The organism is Brenneria roseae subsp. roseae (genome assembly GCF_003115845.1).
Classification (GTDB): Bacteria; Pseudomonadota; Gammaproteobacteria; order Enterobacterales; family Enterobacteriaceae; genus Brenneria; species Brenneria roseae.
Genome location: NZ_KZ819032.1, coordinates 41,958 through 62,326, shown reverse-complemented (window position 1 = coordinate 62,326; position 20,369 = coordinate 41,958). Strand labels below are relative to the sequence as shown.

17 protein-coding genes and 3 tRNA genes are annotated in these 20,369 nt (G+C 54.2%); 8 read left to right on the top strand and 12 right to left on the bottom strand.

Annotated features, from left to right (window positions below; genetic code table 11):
- Window positions 1-4: 4 nt before the first annotated feature.
- The 5 genes from DDT52_RS14960 to gcvT all read right to left on the bottom strand — a co-directional run bounded on the left by DDT52_RS14960 (window position 5) and on the right by gcvT (window position 6,496).
- Window positions 5-850 carry a carbohydrate ABC transporter permease gene (locus DDT52_RS14960; RefSeq protein WP_136157061.1) on the bottom strand — a complete coding sequence of 282 codons (846 nt, stop codon included), beginning with the start codon at window positions 848-850 and terminating at the stop codon, window positions 5-7.
- 6 nt (window positions 851-856) lie between these two features.
- On the bottom strand, window positions 857-1,729 hold the full coding sequence (locus DDT52_RS14955) for a carbohydrate ABC transporter permease (protein WP_136157060.1): 873 nt from the start codon (window positions 1,727-1,729) through the stop codon (window positions 857-859).
- A 258-nt stretch (window positions 1,730-1,987) separates the two neighbouring features.
- On the bottom strand, window positions 1,988-4,861 hold the full coding sequence (gcvP, locus tag DDT52_RS14950; protein ID WP_136157059.1) for an aminomethyl-transferring glycine dehydrogenase: 2,874 nt from the start codon (window positions 4,859-4,861) through the stop codon (window positions 1,988-1,990).
- A gap of 97 nt (window positions 4,862-4,958) precedes the next feature.
- Window positions 4,959-5,351, bottom strand: a complete 393-nt coding sequence (gcvH, locus tag DDT52_RS14945) for a glycine cleavage system protein GcvH (RefSeq protein WP_109054630.1) — start codon at window positions 5,349-5,351, stop codon at window positions 4,959-4,961.
- 26 nt (window positions 5,352-5,377) lie between these two features.
- Entirely contained in the window at window positions 5,378-6,496 is a 1,119-nt protein-coding gene (gene gcvT, locus DDT52_RS14940) for a glycine cleavage system aminomethyltransferase GcvT (protein WP_136157058.1), read from the bottom strand.
- Between the two features lie 706 nt (window positions 6,497-7,202).
- Here gcvT and fucO point away from each other — a divergent pair.
- Window positions 7,203-8,354 carry a lactaldehyde reductase gene (gene fucO, locus DDT52_RS14935; RefSeq protein WP_136157057.1) on the top strand — a complete coding sequence of 384 codons (1,152 nt, stop codon included), beginning with the start codon at window positions 7,203-7,205 and terminating at the stop codon, window positions 8,352-8,354.
- A gap of 78 nt (window positions 8,355-8,432) precedes the next feature.
- On the opposite strand, the gene DDT52_RS14930 is transcribed toward fucO, so the two are convergent.
- The gene (locus DDT52_RS14930) at window positions 8,433-9,899 is read right to left on the bottom strand and encodes an alpha/beta hydrolase (protein WP_168709789.1); all 1,467 of its coding nucleotides are present in this window, start codon (window positions 9,897-9,899) and stop codon (window positions 8,433-8,435) included.
- 141 nt (window positions 9,900-10,040) lie between these two features.
- Entirely contained in the window at window positions 10,041-10,826 is a 786-nt protein-coding gene (fhuF, locus tag DDT52_RS14925) for a siderophore-iron reductase FhuF (RefSeq protein ID WP_136157056.1), read from the bottom strand.
- A 243-nt stretch (window positions 10,827-11,069) separates the two neighbouring features.
- Here fhuF and DDT52_RS14920 point away from each other — a divergent pair, with 243 nt between their 5' ends.
- On the top strand, window positions 11,070-11,360 hold the full coding sequence (locus DDT52_RS14920) for a DUF1435 domain-containing protein (RefSeq protein ID WP_136157055.1): 291 nt from the start codon (window positions 11,070-11,072) through the stop codon (window positions 11,358-11,360).
- A 94-nt stretch (window positions 11,361-11,454) separates the two neighbouring features.
- Here DDT52_RS14920 and DDT52_RS14915 read toward each other — a convergent pair.
- The 4 genes from DDT52_RS14915 to DDT52_RS14900 form a co-directional block, all read right to left on the bottom strand.
- A tRNA-Leu gene (locus DDT52_RS14915) sits at window positions 11,455-11,541 on the bottom strand.
- 60 nt (window positions 11,542-11,601) lie between these two features.
- Window positions 11,602-11,688, bottom strand: a tRNA-Leu gene (locus DDT52_RS14910).
- A gap of 49 nt (window positions 11,689-11,737) precedes the next feature.
- A tRNA-Leu gene (locus DDT52_RS14905) sits at window positions 11,738-11,824 on the bottom strand.
- 110 nt (window positions 11,825-11,934) lie between these two features.
- Window positions 11,935-12,840 carry a LysR family transcriptional regulator gene (locus tag DDT52_RS14900; RefSeq protein WP_136157054.1) on the bottom strand — a complete coding sequence of 302 codons (906 nt, stop codon included), beginning with the start codon at window positions 12,838-12,840 and terminating at the stop codon, window positions 11,935-11,937.
- 309 nt (window positions 12,841-13,149) lie between these two features.
- On the opposite strand from DDT52_RS14900, the gene DDT52_RS14895 reads away from it, so the two are divergent.
- Complete coding sequence (locus DDT52_RS14895) at window positions 13,150-14,142, top strand: aldo/keto reductase (protein WP_136157053.1); 993 nt, start codon at window positions 13,150-13,152, stop codon at window positions 14,140-14,142.
- 3 nt (window positions 14,143-14,145) lie between these two features.
- Here DDT52_RS14895 and rsmC read toward each other — a convergent pair whose 3' ends face one another.
- Window positions 14,146-15,189 carry a 16S rRNA (guanine(1207)-N(2))-methyltransferase RsmC gene (rsmC, locus tag DDT52_RS14890; protein ID WP_136157052.1) on the bottom strand — a complete coding sequence of 348 codons (1,044 nt, stop codon included), beginning with the start codon at window positions 15,187-15,189 and terminating at the stop codon, window positions 14,146-14,148.
- 110 nt (window positions 15,190-15,299) lie between these two features.
- On the opposite strand from rsmC, the gene DDT52_RS14885 reads away from it, so the two are divergent.
- From DDT52_RS14885 to DDT52_RS14865, 5 genes are all read left to right on the top strand, one after another.
- Window positions 15,300-15,737 (top strand): DNA polymerase III subunit psi, encoded by a 438-nt coding sequence (locus tag DDT52_RS14885; RefSeq protein ID WP_136157051.1) that lies wholly within the window; start codon window positions 15,300-15,302, stop codon window positions 15,735-15,737.
- On the top strand, window positions 15,682-16,125 hold the full coding sequence (gene rimI, locus DDT52_RS14880; RefSeq protein ID WP_136157050.1) for a ribosomal protein S18-alanine N-acetyltransferase: 444 nt from the start codon (window positions 15,682-15,684) through the stop codon (window positions 16,123-16,125). The genes DDT52_RS14885 and rimI overlap by 56 nt, the downstream gene beginning before the upstream one ends.
- Window positions 16,126-16,221: 96 nt before the next feature.
- The gene (locus DDT52_RS14875; protein ID WP_136157049.1) at window positions 16,222-16,773 is read left to right on the top strand and encodes a sigma-70 family RNA polymerase sigma factor; all 552 of its coding nucleotides are present in this window, start codon (window positions 16,222-16,224) and stop codon (window positions 16,771-16,773) included.
- Complete coding sequence (locus tag DDT52_RS14870) at window positions 16,770-17,732, top strand: FecR domain-containing protein (protein WP_136157048.1); 963 nt, start codon at window positions 16,770-16,772, stop codon at window positions 17,730-17,732. The genes DDT52_RS14875 and DDT52_RS14870 overlap by 4 nt, the downstream gene beginning before the upstream one ends.
- Before the next feature lie 92 nt (window positions 17,733-17,824).
- Window positions 17,825-20,326 carry a TonB-dependent siderophore receptor gene (locus DDT52_RS14865; RefSeq protein WP_136157047.1) on the top strand — a complete coding sequence of 834 codons (2,502 nt, stop codon included), beginning with the start codon at window positions 17,825-17,827 and terminating at the stop codon, window positions 20,324-20,326.
- Window positions 20,327-20,369 lie beyond the last annotated feature (43 nt).

The window sequence follows — 20,369 nt, the reverse complement described above, 5'->3', positions numbered from 1 at the left end:
GCAATCACTTGATGCCTGAAAAACCAAAACTACTCAGGAACTGCTTCTGGAACAGCACGAATGCCAGCATCAGCGGCAGACAGACCAGCAACGTTCCGGCACAAATCAATCCCCACTGTCCACCGGACTCCGCGCCCATGGCAAACGACACCAGACCAATGGTCAGCACCTGTTTATCGGGATCGTTCAGCACCATCAGCGGCCAGAGATACTCATTCCAGTGGTAGGTAATACTGACGGTGGCGAAAGCCAGAATAGAGGGCCAGGTCATGGGGATAAGGACGTGAAACACCACCTGCCACCAGCGACACCCTTCCATCAGCGCCGCTTCTTCAATTTCTTTGGCGATGTTGAGAAATGCCTGACGCATCAGGAACACGCCGAACGCCGAAGCGAAATACGGCATCATCACGCCGGTCAGCGTATTCAGCAGTCCCAGCTGTTTCAGCGTCATCATGTTCGGCACCATCATCACAACGGGCATAATCATTAGTTGGATCAACAGCAGGTAAAACAGCAGCGTTTTGCCGCGAAACTGGTGATAAGCAAAGATGTACCCGGCGGTCGTAATCGTTACGAGCTGTACCAGAAAAGTACCCAGCGCAAAGATCAGCGTATTGGCGTAAAGGCGTAACCAGTCGGCGCTGTCCCACGCGTCGAGGAAGTTATCCAGCGTCAGCGGGAGCCGTGGTAACAGCGAGGCCATATCGCTGCTGAAACTGCTGGTGCTGATGGAAGATGACAGCATCCAGATAAACGGGCTGATCCACAGTATGGCGGCGCAAATCAGCAATAGCGGCAGGGTAAATGCGGTGGTAACACGCAGCGGATGACGATGTTCAACGCTCATGTTTTTTTAACGCTCATAGTGCGCCCCCTTTTCCAACACTTTCAGGTTCATGATGGAAAACGCAAACAGCAGTACCAGCGTCAGAAAAGTCGCGGCAGAGGCCTTGCCAAGATCGTGGGTATCATTCGCCAGATCCTGAATGTAATAGAGCAGTACGGTAGTGGCGTTATTCGGCCCGCCGCGCGTCATCACCGCAACGTGGTCGATCTGGGTAATGGCGTAAATAAAGGCAATCGTCACCACAAACGCGATAGTCGGCCGCAGCAGCGGTAAAGTGACGTAGAAAAAAACCTGACGTCTCGACGCCCCTTCCATCAATGCCGCTTCACGCGCCGAAGTGGAAATGGACTGTAACCCTGCGAGGAAAAACAGCATGTAGTAACCGGCGAATTTCCAGATACCAATGACGCTTACCGCCACCAGCGCGCTATCGCTCATGCCAAGATAGTTGTTGTTCATCGGTCCGAACGCCTTCGCCAGATAGTAATCCAGCAGGCCAAGCCCCGGCATGAAAATGAACAGCCACAGCGTTGCCGCACTCACCAGCGGAATAATCATCGGAAAGAAAAAAGCGGTGCGCAGCCAGCGGTTGATCCGCGTGTTTTCCCACAGCAGCACGGCCAGCAATAACGCCAGTAATACGCCGGGGATCACCGTCATCAGGATATACAGCACGTTGTTCAACAACGCCTGCCAAAACACATCGTCATGCAACAGACGGATAAAATTATCCATGCCGACAAACAGCGGCCGTTCGGCATTCAACCGGGTGTCATACAGGCTGTCGATAACCGAACGCAGCAGAGGAAAATAGGTAAAAGCGAAGAGAAAAACCAGCGTCGGCAGCAGCACAAGATAAGGAAAGCATTTTGCACGCATAGCTCATTTGCCACATAGTAGAACAATATTGTCGTAAACAACATTATGTTGAACACAGAGGCTTTAACATAAAGAGCTTGCATGTCAGGGAAGAGTCAGTTCAGTGACAGTTTGTTTTCGGTGAGAAAATATTTGTCTGAAAATGATTTCCAATGGCGATTGGCGCAGATGTTCAAACCGCCTGCCGGGGACGATCGCCATTGCGGCAATCGTCCCCGGCATTAACGCCCATATCGCCGGGCATCGACGGCAAGGGGGTTATTCGTAATCCGCCACCGGCACGCAGGAGCAGAACAGATTACGGTCGCCGTAGACGTCATCCAGACGTTTTACGCTTGGCCAGTATTTATGTTCGTTTCCTGCCGGAAACACCGCGAGTTCGCGGCTGTACGGGTGTGTCCAGTCGGCCACCAGTTCAGCCTGCGTATGCGGCGCGTTCACCAACGGGTTGTCATCCAGCGGCCATTCACCGTTCATCACGCGATCGATTTCCGCCCGGATCGACAGCATTGCGTCGATAAAGCGATCCAACTCCACCTGGCTTTCCGACTCCGTCGGTTCAACCATCAATGTTCCCGCCACCGGGAACGACATGGTGGGCGCGTGGAAACCGTAGTCGATCAGGCGCTTGGCGATGTCCATTTCACTGATGCCGCTGCTCTCTTTCAACGGACGGATATCGAGAATACACTCATGCGCGACGCGCCCATCCCGTCCGGTATAGAGCACCGGAAACGCGGATTGCAACCGCGTTGCAATATAGTTGGCGTTGAGGATCGCCGTCTGGCTGGCCTGTTTCAATCCTTCCGCCCCCATCATGCGGATATACATCCAGCTGATCGGCAGAATAGAGGCGCTGCCAAACGGTGCGGCAGAGACCGCGCCCTGCCCGGTCAGAACGCCGTCGATTTTTACCACCTGATGCCCCGGAACGAACGGCGCCAAATGCGCTTTGACGCCAATCGGCCCCATGCCGGGACCGCCGCCGCCGTGCGGAATGCAAAACGTCTTATGCAGGTTGAGGTGAGAGACATCCGCGCCAATGTAACCCGGCGTGGTAATGCCGACCTGCGCATTCATGTTGGCGCCATCCAGATACACCTGGCCGCCATACTGATGCACAATCTGACATACCTCACGAATGGTTTCTTCATAAACGCCGTGAGTCGAAGGATAGGTCACCATGATGCAGGACAAGCGATCGCCCGCCGTCTGCGCTTTTTCCCGCAGATCGTGCAAATCGATATTACCTTGCTTATCGCAGGCCACCACCACCACACTCATTCCCGCCATCTGCGCTGACGCCGGGTTGGTGCCGTGAGCGGAACTGGGGATCAGACAGATATTACGCGCCGCTTCATGACGGCTTTCATGATAGCGGCGAATCGCCAACAGCCCCGAATACTCACCCTGCGCGCCCGAATTGGGCTGCATGCAGACCGCATCATAACCCGTAAGCTGCACCAGCCAGCCAGACAGCTGTTCGATCATCTGCCGGTAGCCGAGCGCCTGCTCCGGCGGACAAAACGGATGCAGTTCCGCAAACTCCGGCCAGGTGATCGGCAGCATTTCCGCCGCCGCATTAAGCTTCATGGTACAAGAACCCAGTGGGATCATCGACTGATTGAGCGCCAGATCTTTACGCTCCAGACGATGCAGATAGCGCATCATCTCGGTTTCACTGTGGTAACGGTTGAAGACCGGATGCGACAGAATCGTATCGTTACGCTGTAAGGCTACGGGGATAGCGTCGGACTGCGGGTTTATTTCCGCATCAAGCGTGTCGATATCCAGCCCGTGCGCGTCGCCCAACAGTACGGAAAACAACGCCAGCACATCTTCACGCGTGGTGGCTTCGTCCAGCGTGATGCCGACGGCATCGTCCAGATCGCTTCTCAGATTGATGCCGAAACTTAACGCCCGGCTGAGCGTCGCATTTTTATCCGCCACCTCGACAGTCAGGGTATCAAACCAGGTTTGATGACGCAGCGTCATACCGCCCTGACGTAAGCCATGCGCCAGAATATCCGTCAGGCGGTGGATACGTCCGGCAATGCGTTTCAGACCGTCAGGGCCGTGGAAAACGGCATACAGACCGGCGATGTTGGCCAGCAACACCTGCGAGGTACAAATATTGGAATTGGCTTTTTCACGACGGATATGCTGCTCGCGGGTCTGCATCGCCATACGCAATGCGGTATTGCCCGCGGCGTCTCTCGACACGCCGATAATCCGGCCCGGCATCGCGCGTTTATGTTCATCACGACAGGCAAAGAATGCCGCGTGCGGACCGCCGTATCCCATCGGCACGCCGAAACGCTGGGCAGAACCGAAAACGATATCCGCCCCCTGCCGGCCCGGTGCCGTCAGCAGCACCAGCGCCATGATGTCCGCAGCCACGCAGCTGATAACCTTACGATTTTTCAGTTCTGCCATCAGGCTGCCGTAATCATGCAATTCGCCTGTCGTACCAGCCTGCTGCAACAACACGCCGAATACCGCGTCATCATTCAGCGCCGCTTCCGCTTTCCCCACCACCACGTCAAAACCAAACGTCCGGGCGCGCGTACGCACCACATCCAGCGTTTGCGGGTGAACGTCGTCCGCCACAAAAAAACGGTTAGCCTGTTTCAGCTTGCTGATGCGTTTCGCCATCGCCATCGCTTCCGCGGCGGCCGTCGCTTCATCCAGCAGCGAGGCCGAGGCCAACTCCAGACCGGTCAAATCCTGCGTTACCTGCTGAAAATTCAGTAATGCTTCCAGACGCCCCTGCGACACTTCCGGCTGATACGGCGTATAGGCCGTATACCAGCCTGGATTTTCCAGCACATTGCGCAGGATCACCGGCGGCATCAGCACCGCACCGTATCCCATGCCAATATAGCTTTTATAACGCTGATTGCGGCTGGCAATATCCTTCAACTCAGCCAACGCCTGATGCTCCGTCACGGCCTCCCCGACTGCGGGCGGGCTGGGTAACTGAATATCAGCAGGTACAATCTGGCGGATTAACGCATCCAATGAATCCGCGCCGACCACCGACAGCATGTGCTGCTGTTGGCTGGCGGAAGGGCCGATATGGCGTTCAACGAAAGCGTTGTCATGTTCAAGCTGGCTGAGAGTCTGAGTCATTACAAAAATTTCCTGCGTAAAACATACTCCCGTCCTTGCTCGACAAGGACGGAAGAACAAAAAACGCCCCGGCTCGGCAGAGACCAGGGCGGCATCATTATTCGTCTTCTTCCAACGAGGCCTGATAGCTTTCGGCATCAAGCAGCTCATTCAAATCAGATTCGTCAGACGATCTGATCCGAAACAGCCAACCATCGGTATACGGCGCGCTGTTAACCAGTTCAGGCGCGTTTTCCAGATCTTCATTGACTTCGATAATCTCACCGCTGATCGGCGCATAAATATCAGAAGCCGCTTTTACCGATTCGGCAACGGCGCAATCATCACCAGCCGCGACAATCGTACCCACTTCCGGCAGATCGATAAACACCATATCGCCCAATAATTCCTGCGCGTGATCGGTAATACCGACACTGTAAACACCTTCACCTTCAGACAGCACCCACTCATGCGAAGCGGTATATTTTAGTTCTGCTGGTACATCGCTCATTGCCACCTTCTCCTTTCCTTCACAAATTAATACTGAACAATCGGTTTTCCGGCACGAACAAAGCCGGGTTTGGTGACATGCACAGGTAGCTCACGATTGCGGATCTGGACGATAGCCTGTTCACCGATGCCCGCAGGTACGCGCGCCAGCGCAATGCTCACGCCAAGCGTGGGTGAAAACGATCCGCTGGTAATGACACCTTCCTGCATCACACCATCACTATCAGTAAAGCGCACAGGTAAATCATTACGCAACACGCCTTTTTCGGTCATCACCAGTCCGACTAATTGCTCGCCCCCTTTTTCACGCTGTTTTTCCAGCGCTTCGCGACCGATAAACTGGCGATCCTGCGGTTGCCATGCGATGGTCCACCCCATGTTGGCGGCAAGCGGCGACACGCCTTCATCCATATCCTGTCCGTAGAGGTTCATCCCGGCTTCCAGCCGCAGCGTATCGCGCGCGCCTAATCCACAGGGTTTGACACCCACGGATAATAGCTGTTGCCAGAAACCCACCGCCTGTTCCTGAGGTAGCGCAATTTCATAGCCGGCTTCGCCGGTGTAACCCGTCGTGGCAATGAAGAAGTCATTCTCCTGTACGCCAAAAAACGGCTTCATCGCGGCAATTTGCTCAATCTGAGCATCGTCCAACAGGTGATGCGCTTTCAGCAAAGACTGAACTTTTTCCTGCGCGGTTGGCCCCTGAACGGCCACCAGCGCCAGTTCATCGCGTTCACGAATGTCTACCGCAAACGCTTTGGCATGCTCGGTGATCCAGGCCAGATCTTTTTCCCGCGTGGCGGAGTTCACCACCAGCCGGAAATAGTCTTCCGTCAGGAAATACACGATCAGATCGTCAATCACGCCACCGGAGGCATTCAACATGCCGGTGTATAACGCCTTACCCGGCAGCGTCAGCCTGGCGACATCATTCGCCAGCAGATAGCGGAGAAACTCGCGCGTTCTGGCGCCGTGCAAATCCACAATCGTCATATGGGACACATCGAACATACCGGCATCACGGCGTACAGTGTGATGTTCATCCAACTGAGAGCCATAATGCAGCGGCATCATCCAGCCGTGAAAATCAACCATTTTGGCGCCATCGGCCAGATGCTGTTGATACAACGGAGTCTGCTTTGCCATCTTTTCCCTCTATTCAGAACACAGCGTTCAGGAGATAGAAACTCGTCACGCAAACGATATCTTGTGACTGAACTTACCACCGAAGCGCCGGTTAAACCACATCCATAAACATAAGTTAAACTATATAGAAAGCCTTAACCTCTTATTTGATAAACTCAAAATCATAAGATTAAAGCTCTTATTTTTTGCAAGAATAAAGCATATAAATCATGAAAAACCGGATTAATCACAGATTAATGACATTTAAATTGGATAACACAGGCAATGCCACCGGAATAAAAACCCATATCGCATTAGTTAATGTAATGATAAAAACATACTGAAATTAGATTATTTCAATCAAATGCCAGTTTGTTTCCACCCTGGAAATGATGCTGTGATTTCCTCGCACGCCTCACCAAACCGCGCTTTTGTGAACTGGCTCCCAACCTTCTTCCACTGAATGCCAACGTAGCCGACAACATGGCAATGAACGGAAGGCACAACAGGGCATTTATTCTCATAGTGAGAATAAGGATTAGGGAATTTGATATTTATCAACCCGCCATAACATTCTGGTTTTGGCCAATCAGCCGCGGGACTACAGTGAATAAAGCGAACGATATTTAACCAGCGCCTAACGATAAACATTCCTGTTCGATATTGAGCTGCCCTACATGAATTTTATTCAATTTATTAAAATCAATACGTTACGGAGATTACCCTCATGGTTAACAGAATGATTCTTAACGAAACATCCTATTTTGGCGTCGGCGCTATCGCGCATGTCGTTGATGAAGTCACCCGGCGTGGCTTTAAAAAAGCATTGCTGGTGACGGACAAGGATTTGATTAAATTCGGCGTTGTCGGCAAGGTCACGGCAAAGCTGGATGCCGCCGGACTGGCTTATGAGATCTACGATGAAGTTATCCCCAATCCCACCATCGGCGTAGTGGGAAAAGGCGTTGAACGCTTTAAATCCGCGCAAGCCGATTATCTGATCGCCATCGGCGGCGGTTCGCCGCAGGACACTTGCAAAGCCATCGGCATTATTATCAATAACCCCGAATTCGCCGATGTCCGCAGTCTCGAAGGCGTTGCCGCCACCAAACGTCCTGCTGTACCCATTATCGCCATTCCCACCACTGCCGGCACCGCCGCCGAAGTCACCATCAACTATGTGATTACCGACGAAGAGAAACGCCGCAAATTCGTCTGTGTGGATCCACATGATATTCCCATTGTGGCGATCATTGATCCTGAGATGATGGCCAGCATGCCCGCTTCGCTGAAAGCCGCGACCGGGATTGATGCGCTGACGCACGCCATTGAAGGCTTTACCACCAAAGGGGCCTGGGAGCTGACGGATATGCTGCATCTGAAAGCGATCGAAATCATCAGCCGCTCGCTGCGTGATTCCGTCGCCGGCAAAGCTGAAGGCGTGGAGGAAATGGCGTTGGCACAGTATATCGCCGGGATGGGCTTTTCGAATGTCGGACTGGGTTTGGTTCACGGCATGGCGCACCCGCTGGGCGCGTTCTATGACACGCCGCACGGCGTCGCCAATGCGATCCTGCTACCGCATATCATGGCCTATAACGCCGATTATACCGGTGAAAAATTCAGAGCCATCGCCATTGCCATGGGCGTGAAAGCAGCGGCAGACATGCCGATTGCCCTGGCGCGGGAAGCGGCAATACAGGCTGTCCGACAATTGTCTCATGATGTGGATATTCCACCGAAATTACGCGATGCAGGCATGAAGGAAGCGGATATTCCGGCGCTGGCCCAGGCCGCCTTTGACGACGTTTGCACCGGCGGTAACCCGCGGGCAACGAGCATCGAAGACATCAAAGCGCTGTATCAGTCGATTTACTAACGTCCTCTCGTCAGCCGCCTCCGGGTGACTGGCCGGTCATCTGCCCGCCCGGGCAGATGACTCATCCCCGGCGTTACGCTACCGCGGGATTTTCTCATCGATTCGTTGAATCAAATAAGGGAAAAAGGGATTCGAAGATAAACGCAGCAGCGTATCCAGATCGACCACCAGTACCGAACGCTCGCCACGTGCCGCAATCATCCCCAGCGGTAGGCCAAATTCTCTGGGATTCAGTGAAAAACGTCCGTACAGCGAATCCGAATCCGGGAACGGTAACGCCACATGCGATAGCGAGTAAACGTCAGGGGGATAATCAATCCCCAAATCGCGCATGCTCTCCTGCTGCATTCCCGCATTGACGTCAAACGCGACAGCATGGGCGCTATCAGGCGCCGCATTGGTGATCACCGTGGTGTCATAATCGCGCGGCGCGGGTGGTAGCCACTGATTCACCGCCCCATTGGCGGAATCGCGTAATAGCGGTCCAAAGTTGATCGTGCGATTGACGTCAAACAGCACCAGCTGGCTGCCATTGGCGGGCAATAAATTATAAAACGCGGAGATAACGGCCCGGGTACTGACGGTAAAATCCATCACCGACTGAAACGTCAGCACCGGCGGAAGCGCAGTCAGCGTCTGGCTCTGCGCTTTGCGGGTCAGTTGGCGTTGCAGCTCATGCGTTAATAGCCACGATTGCCGTGCGCCATTCACCGGAAACGAATTGTATTTAAACGGATTAAACTCCGGCAGAATTCCCAGCCACGCTGATTTGGCAAACGCCGGGAAGATAGCCGGCAGCCCCGCTAAACCGGCAAACCGGGCGTAGCTGGTGATGCCGATCATCGGCGAAATCAGAATCAGCTGATCCGGGTGCGTCAGCGTCGCGTCATCCAGCGAATCCAGGGCATATTTTAGCGCCAGCGCCCCGCCATTGGAAAATCCCACAATATGCAGCGGCAAAGACCGGCCAGCAGCCGGGGTAATATGGCGTTCCGCTTCACGCACGGCCAGGCGCGTCGCAGCTAACCAGTCCTGCCAGTGAACATCCGTCAACGCACCGGGCACCGTGCCGTGCGCCGGCAAACGGATCCCTACCGCCACAAAGCCGCGCTGACGATAACGCTCAGCGACATGCCGCAGGCTATACGGCGAATCGGTCAAACCATGCAGCAGCACCACGGCGCCTTTCGGGGCGCCATCAGGCATCAGTTCATAAGAACGATTCCAGTCATGCTGAAATTTTCCCGGATAAACCGGGCTACCGGAAAAATAGCGATTAATCGGCCGTTGCTCGTCCTCGTCCAGTTCCTGCGTCACATGCTGGTTTATCTGTTGAAAAAGCGTGTCCTCCGCCTGTAGATATGCCGCCCAGTCGGCTTTATCCAGCTGTTCCGCGGAGAGTTCATCAGGTACATAGGTATGCCAGGGAGCCAGTGCGGGGCCGCGCTGGGTATCATAAACCCGAATAACCAGCAGCGTTATCGCCACTACCGCAAGAATAATGGCACTCCGTTTGATCACTCGCCTGACAGATTTGATCACCATGTTGATTTTCCGTTTCAAGTCCCTTGCGAAAACATACTTTTATCATGTTCTCGCTCATGCTGGGAAAGCATGATCATATCAAAACGACGCTCTGATGAGGATGCCGGGAAACCGGCAATGCAAGACGGCGCGCTCGTTTTATCAAGCCGAATTCAGGGTACAGTCCAGGCATTTCTCCACGCCGGGGACACGATAACGCTGGCAACAGCTACGGCGCTGAATGACGCCGCCACGAGGGATTACCGTGCGATAGAGCGGATTGTCACGACCATCCAGCAGCGAGGGGGAAAAGAACAGATCGTTTTTCAGGCTGGTAAGCACCTGCTGTGGCATACACGCGCTCAACTCCCCCAAAAACCAGTGCATCAGATAGCCGGTATTGTTCCAGACCAGTTTGGCGTTCAATGCTCCAAAACTATCCAGCGCATTTATTACCGGAACGAGATGTTGACGTAACAGCATTTCCAGCCGCTCGCGCGGCGACTGGCTAATGCCCGACGAAACCTGCGCAGCGAGATAAAACGCCTCCGGCCGGCCGGTATGATGAAACGCGACATAAACCTGCGGGCAGGTACAGTCCAACGCCGCAGCGTGCTTGAGTAATACCAGCATCAACGGCGGAACCAAAAGCCCGACATACCACTGCGCCCAGAGTGATTGCAGCGGCTTTTCCTCACGCGTGCGATCGAAATATTTCTGATACAAATCATTACCATAACGTTGCAGCAGTTGACGAAACGCCGCGGGCCGCGACCACTCGGCCAACGTCATGGCTTCCGGTGGCGGCGATTCACCGAATTTGATCGTATCAAGGCAATGAGGGCGATACTGGCGCAGAATATCATGCAGCGCATCCGCCAACTGCCGATCGCCAGCGGGAAATGTCGACGATTCCGAAGTACAGAAACTATTTTTGACTATCGGCATGGCAGGCGTTCCGCAAAACGAAATGATAACGATTAGTAATACTACTTATATTCATTTGTGATAACAAACTTTCTCCCTGTGCCGGCACAAGCATGCCGCGGTCATGCAGGACACGATCGATAGGTGGCGTCGTCAGCAATTGCCACGCCCTGGACAGCCGATTCTTCTCCATCAAAAAACTGGTAATTGATATAAATTCTTATATGATATTGGTTATCATTATCATATTTGACGGTGATAAAAATGCTGACAGCGATGATTACCGCATGCGGACTGTGGGGGGTAAGTTGGTGTCTGGGCAAACATCTGTCCAGCGCCTGGGGCGTGCTGCTGCCTTGCGCTATCATGCCTTTACTGGCAATGCTTGATCTCAACCTGACGCATCTCAAACTGATTATTGCCATCGCGTTGCTGGCAACCCTGTTCATGCTGTTCCATCAGCGTTTACGGCACTATCTGCTATTACCCTCGTGCGTGGCACTGGCTGGTGGACTCGCCGCGCTGTCAATTACGTTTAATCTCATTCAGGGATAGTACGGCAGAAGCGAATGCCTCGGGAACAAACGCTTGCCAGGGGCAAAACCGGGGAGGGAGAGAAATCAAAGCAGGGAACAGCTTAAGAAAGGATTGGTGCGAAGAGAGGGACTTGAACCCTCACGCCCGTTAAGGCACTAACACCTGAAGCTAGCGCGTCTACCAATTCCGCCACCTTCGCACTGATAAACCGGTTTCACCACCGTGCACTTCGTATCACCGCCCGACATGGGTCACAACATGGTGCGAAGAGAGGGACTTGAACCCTCACGTCCGTTAAGACACTAACACCTGAAGCTAGCGCGTCTACCAATTCCGCCACCTTCGCAATAATGCTGTGCGATACGAATTTATCGTGAAACACGATCGTGATGATATGGTGCGAAGAGAGGGACTTGAACCCTCACGCCCGTTAAGGCACTAACACCTGAAGCTAGCGCGTCTACCAATTCCGCCACCTTCGCAACCCGTCACATCGCGCTACGCGATGCCACCACGGAGGCGAATTCTAGAGGTTTTGACGTCAAGGTCAATGATTATTTCCGCTGAAATGCGGGGTTTGCTGCAAAAAACATCACCTTGCCGCAGCGTGGCGAGCAAAGAGTTCATTTAGCCATTCAATGAACACCCGAATCCGCGGCGCCAGGAAGCGTCCCGGCGGGTACATTACATATAACGGCATATCCGGCGGAGGCGTGTCTTTCAATATTTCCACCAGTTCCCCACTGTCCAGAAACGGCTGTAAACCACGGCGGGGCGCCTGAATCACCCCCAATCCGGCACAGCAGCCCGCAATATAGGCATCAGCGCCATTGACCTGCAATTTTCCCGGTAGCATATGCGTTATTCGCTCACCGTTTTGCATGAATTCCAGCGGATAAAGATGCTCAGTACGTAATGAAAAATAGCCAACGGCCTGATGTCCGGACAGCTCATCCAATGACAGGGGAATGCCAAACCGGGCCAGATAATCCGCGGAGGCACAGGTTATTTGCGGCATGGACGGTAAATGCCGGGTCGCCAGTGATTCATCCTCCGATCGCCAGGCTCGCAACACACAATCAACGCCTTCCCGCAGGACATTAATCTCCGAGTCATTGGCGCTCAGCATCAGCGTTATCTCAGGGTAGCGCAGGTAAAATTCCTCCAGCGCAGGGATAACGACGTCTCTGGCCAGCGAATGTGGCATATCAACCCGAACTTTCCCCACCGGCTGTCGTTTTTGGTGGGTAAAAAGCGTGTCGGTTTCTTCAATATCGGCCAACAGATGGGTACAGCGCTGATAATAAATCTGACCTTCGTCAGTGACATTCACCTGTCTGGTCGTCCTCTGTAACAAGCGAACTCCCAGCCGCGTTTCGAGCTGTTTGATGGTATGGCTTACGGTGGCCCGCGGCAGCCCCTGCTTTTCAGCCGCGCGGCTAAAACTTCTCAGTTCCACAATACGTACAAAGATCCGCATCGCCTGAATATGATCCATCGCCACCCCGCCATTGTTGTTAATTTTTGAATAGTGTTGCACAAAATACGTTATTTATCTTTTTTCAATAAACAACCACACTCCCCTTACGCGATACGCTAAATAATTCAGGTTGCAGGAAGGCGGCAAGCGCAGGCCAAATTCGTCGGGAACGGATTTGACCTGCCAGCGGCTGGCCTCCGGTGAGAGACAGGATGTCTCTCATTAATCCCGATGAGCTTACTCAAGCGTGATTCGGGTGACTAAGCGCAGCCAACGCATCTGCAACTTGAAGTATGACGGGTATAAAAACATGATGAGGACGGCACAATGCAACAACGCAAATTAGGTATCAACGGTCCATCAGTTTCGGCCCTCGGACTGGGCTGTATGGGAATGAGTGATTTCTATTTCACCGCGCAGGACGAAAAAGAATCCATTGCTACCCTGCATCGTGCGCTGGAGCTGGGTGTCACGCTGCTGGATACCGCCGATATGTACGGCCCCCATACCAATGAACAACTGGTTGGCAAAGCGATCAAAGGTAAACGTCAACAGGTTTTCCTGGCCACCAAGTTTGGCATTCTGCGCGATCCGGCACATCCGGAACTGCGCGGAGTCTGTGGTAAACCGGAATATATCCGCACCGCCGTCGAAGGCAGTTTGCAAAGACTGGGCGTCGAGGTGATTGATCTGTATTACCAGCATCGGGTTGATCCGACCGTCCCCATTGAAGAATCGGTCGGGACGTTGGCAGACTTGGTTAAAGAAGGGAAAATCCGCTACATCGGGCTAAGCGAAGCCTCCGCAACCACGTTGGAACGGGCGCATCGGGTTCATCCCATCACGGCGTTGCAAAGTGAATACTCGCTGTGGACGCGGGATGTAGAGGACAACATCCTGCCGACCTGCCAGCGTCTGGGTATCGGCTTTGTTCCCTACAGCCCGCTGGGACGCGGTTTTCTGACCGGCGCAATCCGTACACCGGATGATTTGGCTGCCGATGATTTTCGCCGCAGCAATCCGCGTTTTGCGGGAGATAACTTTGCCAAGAACCTGAAATTGGTCGAAAAAGTCAATCAGTTGGCCACACAAAAAGGTATCTCCCCATCGCAGCTGGCGCTGGCCTGGGTGCTGGCGCAAGGCGAACACATCGTTCCCATTCCGGGAACCAAACGCCGCCGCTATCTGGAAGAGAACGTTGCGGCGCTGGATGTCACACTGACGGCGGAAGAACTGGCGGCAATTGAAGCCATCTTTCCTTTCCATGCCGCAGCGGGAGAACGCTACAGCACGGAAGGCATGGCAACGGTTAATCTTTAGAAATTAACGGCGGCCTTTGGCAGTGCGAGGCGGACGACCAACCGTGGCCTGATAAACCTTGAAGCGCCCGGTTTGCGCCAATACTTCGTGGCTGCCAAAGGCTGCGTCCAGCAATGCCGGATAGGGCAGGAACGCATTGGCGACAATGCGTAACTGTCCGCCAATCGGCAAATGCGATACCGCTCCGCGAATCAGCAGTTCTGCCGCCTGAAGACTGGTTTGCAAACCATCATGGAACGGCGGATTGGATACGATCATGTCAAAACGGCCGGTAATGTCCGAGTAGACATTGCTGGCAATAACCTCGCCTTCCAGTGCGTTGGCGGCCATCGTCGCCTTACTGGATTCAACGGCTCCGGCACTGACATCGCTCAGCGTCAGACGGATTTTCGGAGACTGCTTCGCCAGCGCGGCGGCCAGAACGCCCGCGCCACAGGCGATATCCAGCACTTTGCCTTTCATATGCGGCTCAAACGTGGATAGCAGCAATTGGCTCCCCGGATCCAGCCCATCACGGCTGAACACGCCGGGCAGAGTTTTCACGGTCACGCCATCAATCACATACTCGTCCCACCATTCATCAAGATTGAAGGTGGTCTGCTTATCGATACGGCCATGATAAAGCCCACAGCGACGGGCGCTGTCGATTTTCACCAGCGTGGCAAAATCACTCAGTATGTTTTCAGCGCTGCGCACGCCGCTGCGGTTCTCACCCACCACAAAAATTTCAGCGCCGACAGGCAATAACGACAGCAGATTGAACAGCTGGAATTCCGCTTCCTGCTTGCTCTTCGGCCAGTAATAAATCAGGGTATCGCAGTCAGCCACCAGTTGGGCATCAGCCAGTAAACCATACTGAACATGATCACCCAGCGTCCGGTTTAACTGCTGCCAGTGGTGAAACTGCGTGGCGTGGACACGCACATCGGATGCTTCAAACTGCGCGGGGAACGTGTCTTGTAAATCACCGGCAAACAGGACCCGGCGTGAGACAAATTCATCGCTATGGCGCAGTATTACTTCACTGGCAGGGGTTAATGCAGACATCAGACTATGGCTCCTTAATAATTGAACCGGGATTATAGAGCTTTGTTGGCGCATGTACGATGGGTTTGCTAGCATAGGGCGGCATAATCGCGCTCCGGACAGGATAAAGCATGGAACCAAGACGTGACTGGCTGCTACAACAACTGGGGATGACGCCGTGGATCCTGAAGCGCCCGGCGGCGCTACAGGGTGAAATCGCCGTCAGCCTGCCCTCACGGGTCCGTCTGGTTATTGTATCCGCCGAGCCGCTGCCCGACGATGTCCCGCTGCTGAACGATGTTTTACGCAGTCTGGCGCTTACGCCGGAGCAAACCTATCGTCTGACCCCGCAGCAAACCGTGATGCTTCCCGAAAAAACCCGCTGCCATAGTTGGCGTCTGGGTGTGGACGCACCGCTTGCGTTGGACGGTGTCCAGCTAACCAGCCCGGCCCTGCCTGAGCTTTCCCGGAGTGCCGACGCCAAACGCGCGCTCTGGCAACAAATTTGCGAACATGAACACGATATCTTCTCTGACACCGACCGATCTGGCGCAAGCCTTTCTGATTGAACAAGCCAGCCACGCCTTTCCGTGGACGGAAAAAACGTTTGTCAGCAATCAGGGAGATCGCTACGTCAACCTGAAGCTGAGCCACAACGGGCGCATGGCCGCCTATGCCATTACCCAGGTCGTGCTTGATGAAGCGACACTGTTCAACATTGCGGTTCATCCGGACTATCAGCGTCAGGGGTTTGGCCGTGAACTGCTCGAACATGTCATTCAGCAAATGGAAAAACGCGATATCCTGACGCTATGGCTGGAAGTACGCGCCTCCAATCAGCGGGCCATCGCGCTATACGAAAGTCTGGGGTTTAACGAAGTGTCGCTGCGGCGAGATTATTATCCCACCGCAGCAGGCCGTGAAGACGCCATCATCATGGCGCTGCCGCTGGGGTAACGGACGTCGAGGGTTTTATTGAAATAACAATCATTCTCAATTAAAATGTGACGCACATCTTATTTTTCCCCACGATTCCGTTTTCAGGCCATTGACATGCCATCAGTCCCTATTGATACCGCAACAGATATCCATCAACTTTATCACCAGCATCACGGCTGGCTACAGGGACTGTTGCGTAAACGACTGGGCAATCTGTGCGACGCCGCCGATCTGGCTCAGGATGTCTTTCTACGCCTGCTGCTAAAACCGCGTCAATTCGACAGTCATGCCGGAGCCCGTGCCTATCTGAGCGTGATGGCACAGGGGATGTGCGTCGATCTATGGCGTAAACGGGAAATTGAGCGCGCCTGGCTGAATTCGCTGGCTGCCCAACCGGAACCCGTCACGCTGTCCGCTGAGCACAACCACATTATTCTCGAAACCCTGTATCAGGTTGATGCCATGTTGCGGGCATTGCCGGAAAAAGTGTATGCCGCGTTTCTCATGGCGCAGGTTCAGGGTTTGACCTATCGGGAAATCGCGACAGCACTCAGCGTGTCGGAACGTATGGTGAAAAAATACATGGCGCAGGCCATGTTGCACTGCGTACTGCTGGAAGCGGAAATGGACGGCATTGCGCCCGCTGTTCAGACGGCAACATCATGAATAAACCCAGCTTTGCCGCTTTACAGCAGGCTTCACAGTGGTACGCCCGACTGCGCGATCTGGCGCCGGATCACGATCATCACCGACAGTGGCAACGCTGGCTGGATGAAAGCGAGGAAAACCGCTGCGCGTGGGATTATGTCCAAACCGTGAGCCAACGCTTTCAGCCATTGCGTGACAGCAGCCCACACCCGGTAATGCAGACTCTGCTGCATCAATCCACCAATATGAATCGCCGTCGGGCACTTAAGCTGGGTGCGCTATTGGGCACAGGGGCATTGTTATCCTGGGCGACTTATCGCCATACGCCGCTGCGGGGATCGCTGCTGGCGATGACGGCGGACTACAGCAGCGCCGTCGGCGAGGTCAAACACCTCAGATTACAGGATGGCTCGCAGATCTGGTTGAATACCGCCAGCGCGATCGACGTACGCTACAGCGATCGGCAACGGCAGATTGCGCTACTGTCAGGCGATGTGTTGATCGATACCGCCCCGGATACCCGCCCATTTTTTGTCTCCAGCGCGCAAGGACAAATGCAGGCGCTGGGCACCCGCTTCAGCGTGGAACAGCGCGACGAAACCACACATCTTGCCGTCTATGAAGGTGCAGTTGAAGTCACGGCGCGCCAAGCGCAAACGCCGCGCCGGGTGAATGCCGGTCAGCAGTTGGATTTCGATCTTCAGGGCCAGGGGCCGTTGTTACCCAGCCAACAAACCGACGCCGGTTGGTCAAAGGGTTTGCTACAGGCCGACAACATGCCGCTGGGCGAGGTTATCGCACAGCTCTCCCGCTACCGGCACGGCTACCTGGCGTGTCAGCCGGAGATCGCGGCGCTAAGGGTCATGGGAACCTTTCCGCTGACTGACACCGACAAAGCATTGACTATGCTGGCGCAAACCTTCCCGGTTCGAATCAACCGGCGCTTTTCCTGGTGGGTGACCGTGGAAAAAAAATAAAAAAAGGTCACTTTCCGGTTCCCCTTTTACATCCGTCCTTCGATTCACAATAAAAGCACTATTTTTCATTCTGGGTCAGAAGGCGAACTCGTATGTCACTTACACCATTTTTCTCTCCGTCCGGCGCAGGCGGGAAGCCCGTAACCATTGCGATCGCCATCCGACTGCTGTTGTGCAGCGCCAGCGCGCCTTTGCTTATGTTACCCGGCGCCGCGCAGGCAGAGGCTCAGGCAACGCGCGCTTACGCCATTCCGGCCAGTCCATTAAGCAGCCAGCTAAACCAGTTCGCCGCCCAGTCGGGCGTGTATCTGGCGGGCGATGCCAATCTGGCAACCGGCAAAATAGGGGCGGCGTTACAGGGAAATTATCGTGTGGACGAGGGATTTCGCACCCTGCTTGCCGGCAGCGGCTTGCGGGCGGTGAAGCAGTCTGATGACACCTATATGTTGCAGAAGGCGCCGGAGAGCGATGAGATATTGGTGACGGCGAACATCAACCGTAACGGCATAACCGAAGGCACCGATTCCTATACCACCCGCAGCATGAGCACCGCCACCCAGTTGAATCTGTCGCCGCGCGAAACGCCGCAGTCGGTCAGCGTGGTGACCCGTAAGCAGATGAACGACCAGAATATGACCACGCTGGACGAAGCGATGAGCCAGACCACCGGAGTCAATGTGGTGAATCAGAATAGCTTTCAGGTGAAATATGAGTCTCGTGCGTTCGCCATGGACAATATCACGGAGGATGGCGTCAGCCTGTCGTCGCAAAACAGCGTGATGAATGCTTCCCAGTCGAGCAGTGAATCCCCCGACCTGGCGATTTACGACCGCGTGGAAATTTTGCGCGGTGCCTCCGGTCTGACGCAGGGCAGCGGCGAGCCGGGCGGCGCCGTCAATCTGGTGCGTAAAAAACCCACCTATGATTTCCGTGCATCAGGAAGCATCGCCGCCGGTAGTTGGGATAACTACCGTAGCGAAATGGACGTTTCCGGTCCGCTCAATGACGATGCCAGCGTGCGCGGCCGCTTTGTCGGCGTGTATCAGGATAAGCAGAGTTTCACGGATTACGTCGGCAGTGAAAGAAAGGTGTTATTCGGGACGCTGGCCTGGGATATTACGCCGGATACCACCCTCACTACCGGTATTAACTGGCAGAAAACCGATGTGGTTCCCGATCTTTATGGCGTCCCGTTCGGCACCGATAAAAGCGATTTACACCTTCCCCGTTCAACGTTCCTGGGTGCCAGTTGGAACCGGATTAACTTTGAAAGAATTAATCCGTTTGCTGAATTCGAACATAACTTTGACAACGACTGGACATTCAAGAGCGCGCTTAACTACACCCGGGCCACATCTAAAGAGCGCTATATCGGCATTATGAACGGCACCGCCGGCGTCGATCCCGTGACCGGCGCCAGTAGCTTAAACAATGCGTTACGCTATGACAACAAAAGCGATCAGTGGGGTTACAACCTCAGTCTGATCGGTCCGTTTGAACTGTTGGGGCGCAATCATGAATTGGTATTCGGCGGCGATTATCAGAAAGAGAACTTTGACACCACGTTTGGCCGTATAGCCAACACAAACAGCGCCGACATCTATCACTGGAACCCCGATTCGGTCGCAGAACCAGACTGGTCAGATTTGAGTCTCTATAATAGCCGCTACGTAGAAAGATATAATATTTATCAGCGCGGCCTATTCGCCACCACCCGGCTGGAACTGGCCGATGACTGGAAACTGATCCTCGGCGGCCGCTACAGCGCCTACAGCTACGACTATTATTACGATAATCTGCGCAACGGCCGCGACAAAGACCACAGCCAGCTGCACGTCCGCGATCAATTTGTCCCTTATGCCGGCCTGCTATGGGATTTCGCCGACCATTACACCTGGTATGCAAGCTATGCTGAAATCTATAAACCCCAGAGCGCGCGCGACAAAAACAACAACCTGTTGCCCGCCATTACCGGTACCAATTACGAAACCGGCGTTAAAGGGGCATTTTTTGACGGCGATCTGAATGCATCGCTGGCGCTGTTCCGCATTATTCAAGCCAATCAGGCGCTCGCTGAAGCGGACAGTTCCGTTTGCTGGGATCCTAGCGGTGGTTGCTCCCGCGCCGAAGGCAAGGTGCGCAGTCAAGGGATTGAAATGGAGGTTTCCGGTAAACTGGCCGCGGGCTGGCAGTTGGTTTCCGGTTACACCCTGACCAACAGTAAATATCTGGAAGCGTCGGAAAGCAACAAAGCCTTGCCGTACAGTCCCCGCACGCCGAAGCATATGTTTAAGCTGTACAGTAGCTATAACCTGCCGGGTGAACTCAATCAGTGGACCATCGGCGCAGGGCTGACGGCGCAGACCGGCACATCGACCTACCCAGGCCGGGCCTTCGGCCTGTCTCAGGGCGGCTATACCCTAGTCAACGCCAATATTACTTACCAGTACAGTAAAAACCTGAGCTTTAATCTGGTGGGCAATAATCTGACCGATAAGGTCTATTACAAGAACCTGAATAACCGTCACCGCAGTGGTTACAACTATTACGGCGATCCGCGCAACGTGATGCTGACGGCGAAATACACCTTCTGATTACCTGATTCCCACTAACCGACAGAACGTGGCCTGCCCCGCG

Bases quoted from the DNA above. Each gene is read 5' to 3' on its own strand.
- DDT52_RS14955 (WP_136157060.1), bottom strand. From the start codon at position 1,729: ATGCGTGCAAAATGCTTTCCTTATCTTGTGCTGCTGCCGACGCTGGTT.
- DDT52_RS14960 (WP_136157061.1), bottom strand. From the start codon at position 850: ATGAGCGTTGAACATCGTCATCCGCTGCGTGTTACCACCGCATTTACC.
- DDT52_RS14870 (WP_136157048.1), top strand. From the start codon at position 16,770: ATGAATAAACCCAGCTTTGCCGCTTTACAGCAGGCTTCACAGTGGTAC.
- DDT52_RS14895 (WP_136157053.1), top strand. From the start codon at position 13,150: ATGCAACAACGCAAATTAGGTATCAACGGTCCATCAGTTTCGGCCCTC.
- DDT52_RS14875 (WP_136157049.1), top strand. From the start codon at position 16,222: ATGCCATCAGTCCCTATTGATACCGCAACAGATATCCATCAACTTTAT.
- gcvT (WP_136157058.1), bottom strand. From the start codon at position 6,496: ATGGCAAAGCAGACTCCGTTGTATCAACAGCATCTGGCCGATGGCGCC.
- DDT52_RS14885 (WP_136157051.1), top strand. From the start codon at position 15,300: ATGGAACCAAGACGTGACTGGCTGCTACAACAACTGGGGATGACGCCG.
- DDT52_RS14930 (WP_168709789.1), bottom strand. From the start codon at position 9,899: ATGGTGATCAAATCTGTCAGGCGAGTGATCAAACGGAGTGCCATTATT.
- rimI (WP_136157050.1), top strand. From the start codon at position 15,682: ATGAACACGATATCTTCTCTGACACCGACCGATCTGGCGCAAGCCTTT.
- gcvH (WP_109054630.1), bottom strand. From the start codon at position 5,351: ATGAGCGATGTACCAGCAGAACTAAAATATACCGCTTCGCATGAGTGG.
- DDT52_RS14865 (WP_136157047.1), top strand. From the start codon at position 17,825: ATGTCACTTACACCATTTTTCTCTCCGTCCGGCGCAGGCGGGAAGCCC.
- rsmC (WP_136157052.1), bottom strand. From the start codon at position 15,189: ATGTCTGCATTAACCCCTGCCAGTGAAGTAATACTGCGCCATAGCGAT.
- DDT52_RS14920 (WP_136157055.1), top strand. From the start codon at position 11,070: ATGCTGACAGCGATGATTACCGCATGCGGACTGTGGGGGGTAAGTTGG.
- fucO (WP_136157057.1), top strand. From the start codon at position 7,203: ATGGTTAACAGAATGATTCTTAACGAAACATCCTATTTTGGCGTCGGC.
- gcvP (WP_136157059.1), bottom strand. From the start codon at position 4,861: ATGACTCAGACTCTCAGCCAGCTTGAACATGACAACGCTTTCGTTGAA.
- DDT52_RS14900 (WP_136157054.1), bottom strand. From the start codon at position 12,840: ATGGATCATATTCAGGCGATGCGGATCTTTGTACGTATTGTGGAACTG.
- fhuF (WP_136157056.1), bottom strand. From the start codon at position 10,826: ATGCCGATAGTCAAAAATAGTTTCTGTACTTCGGAATCGTCGACATTT.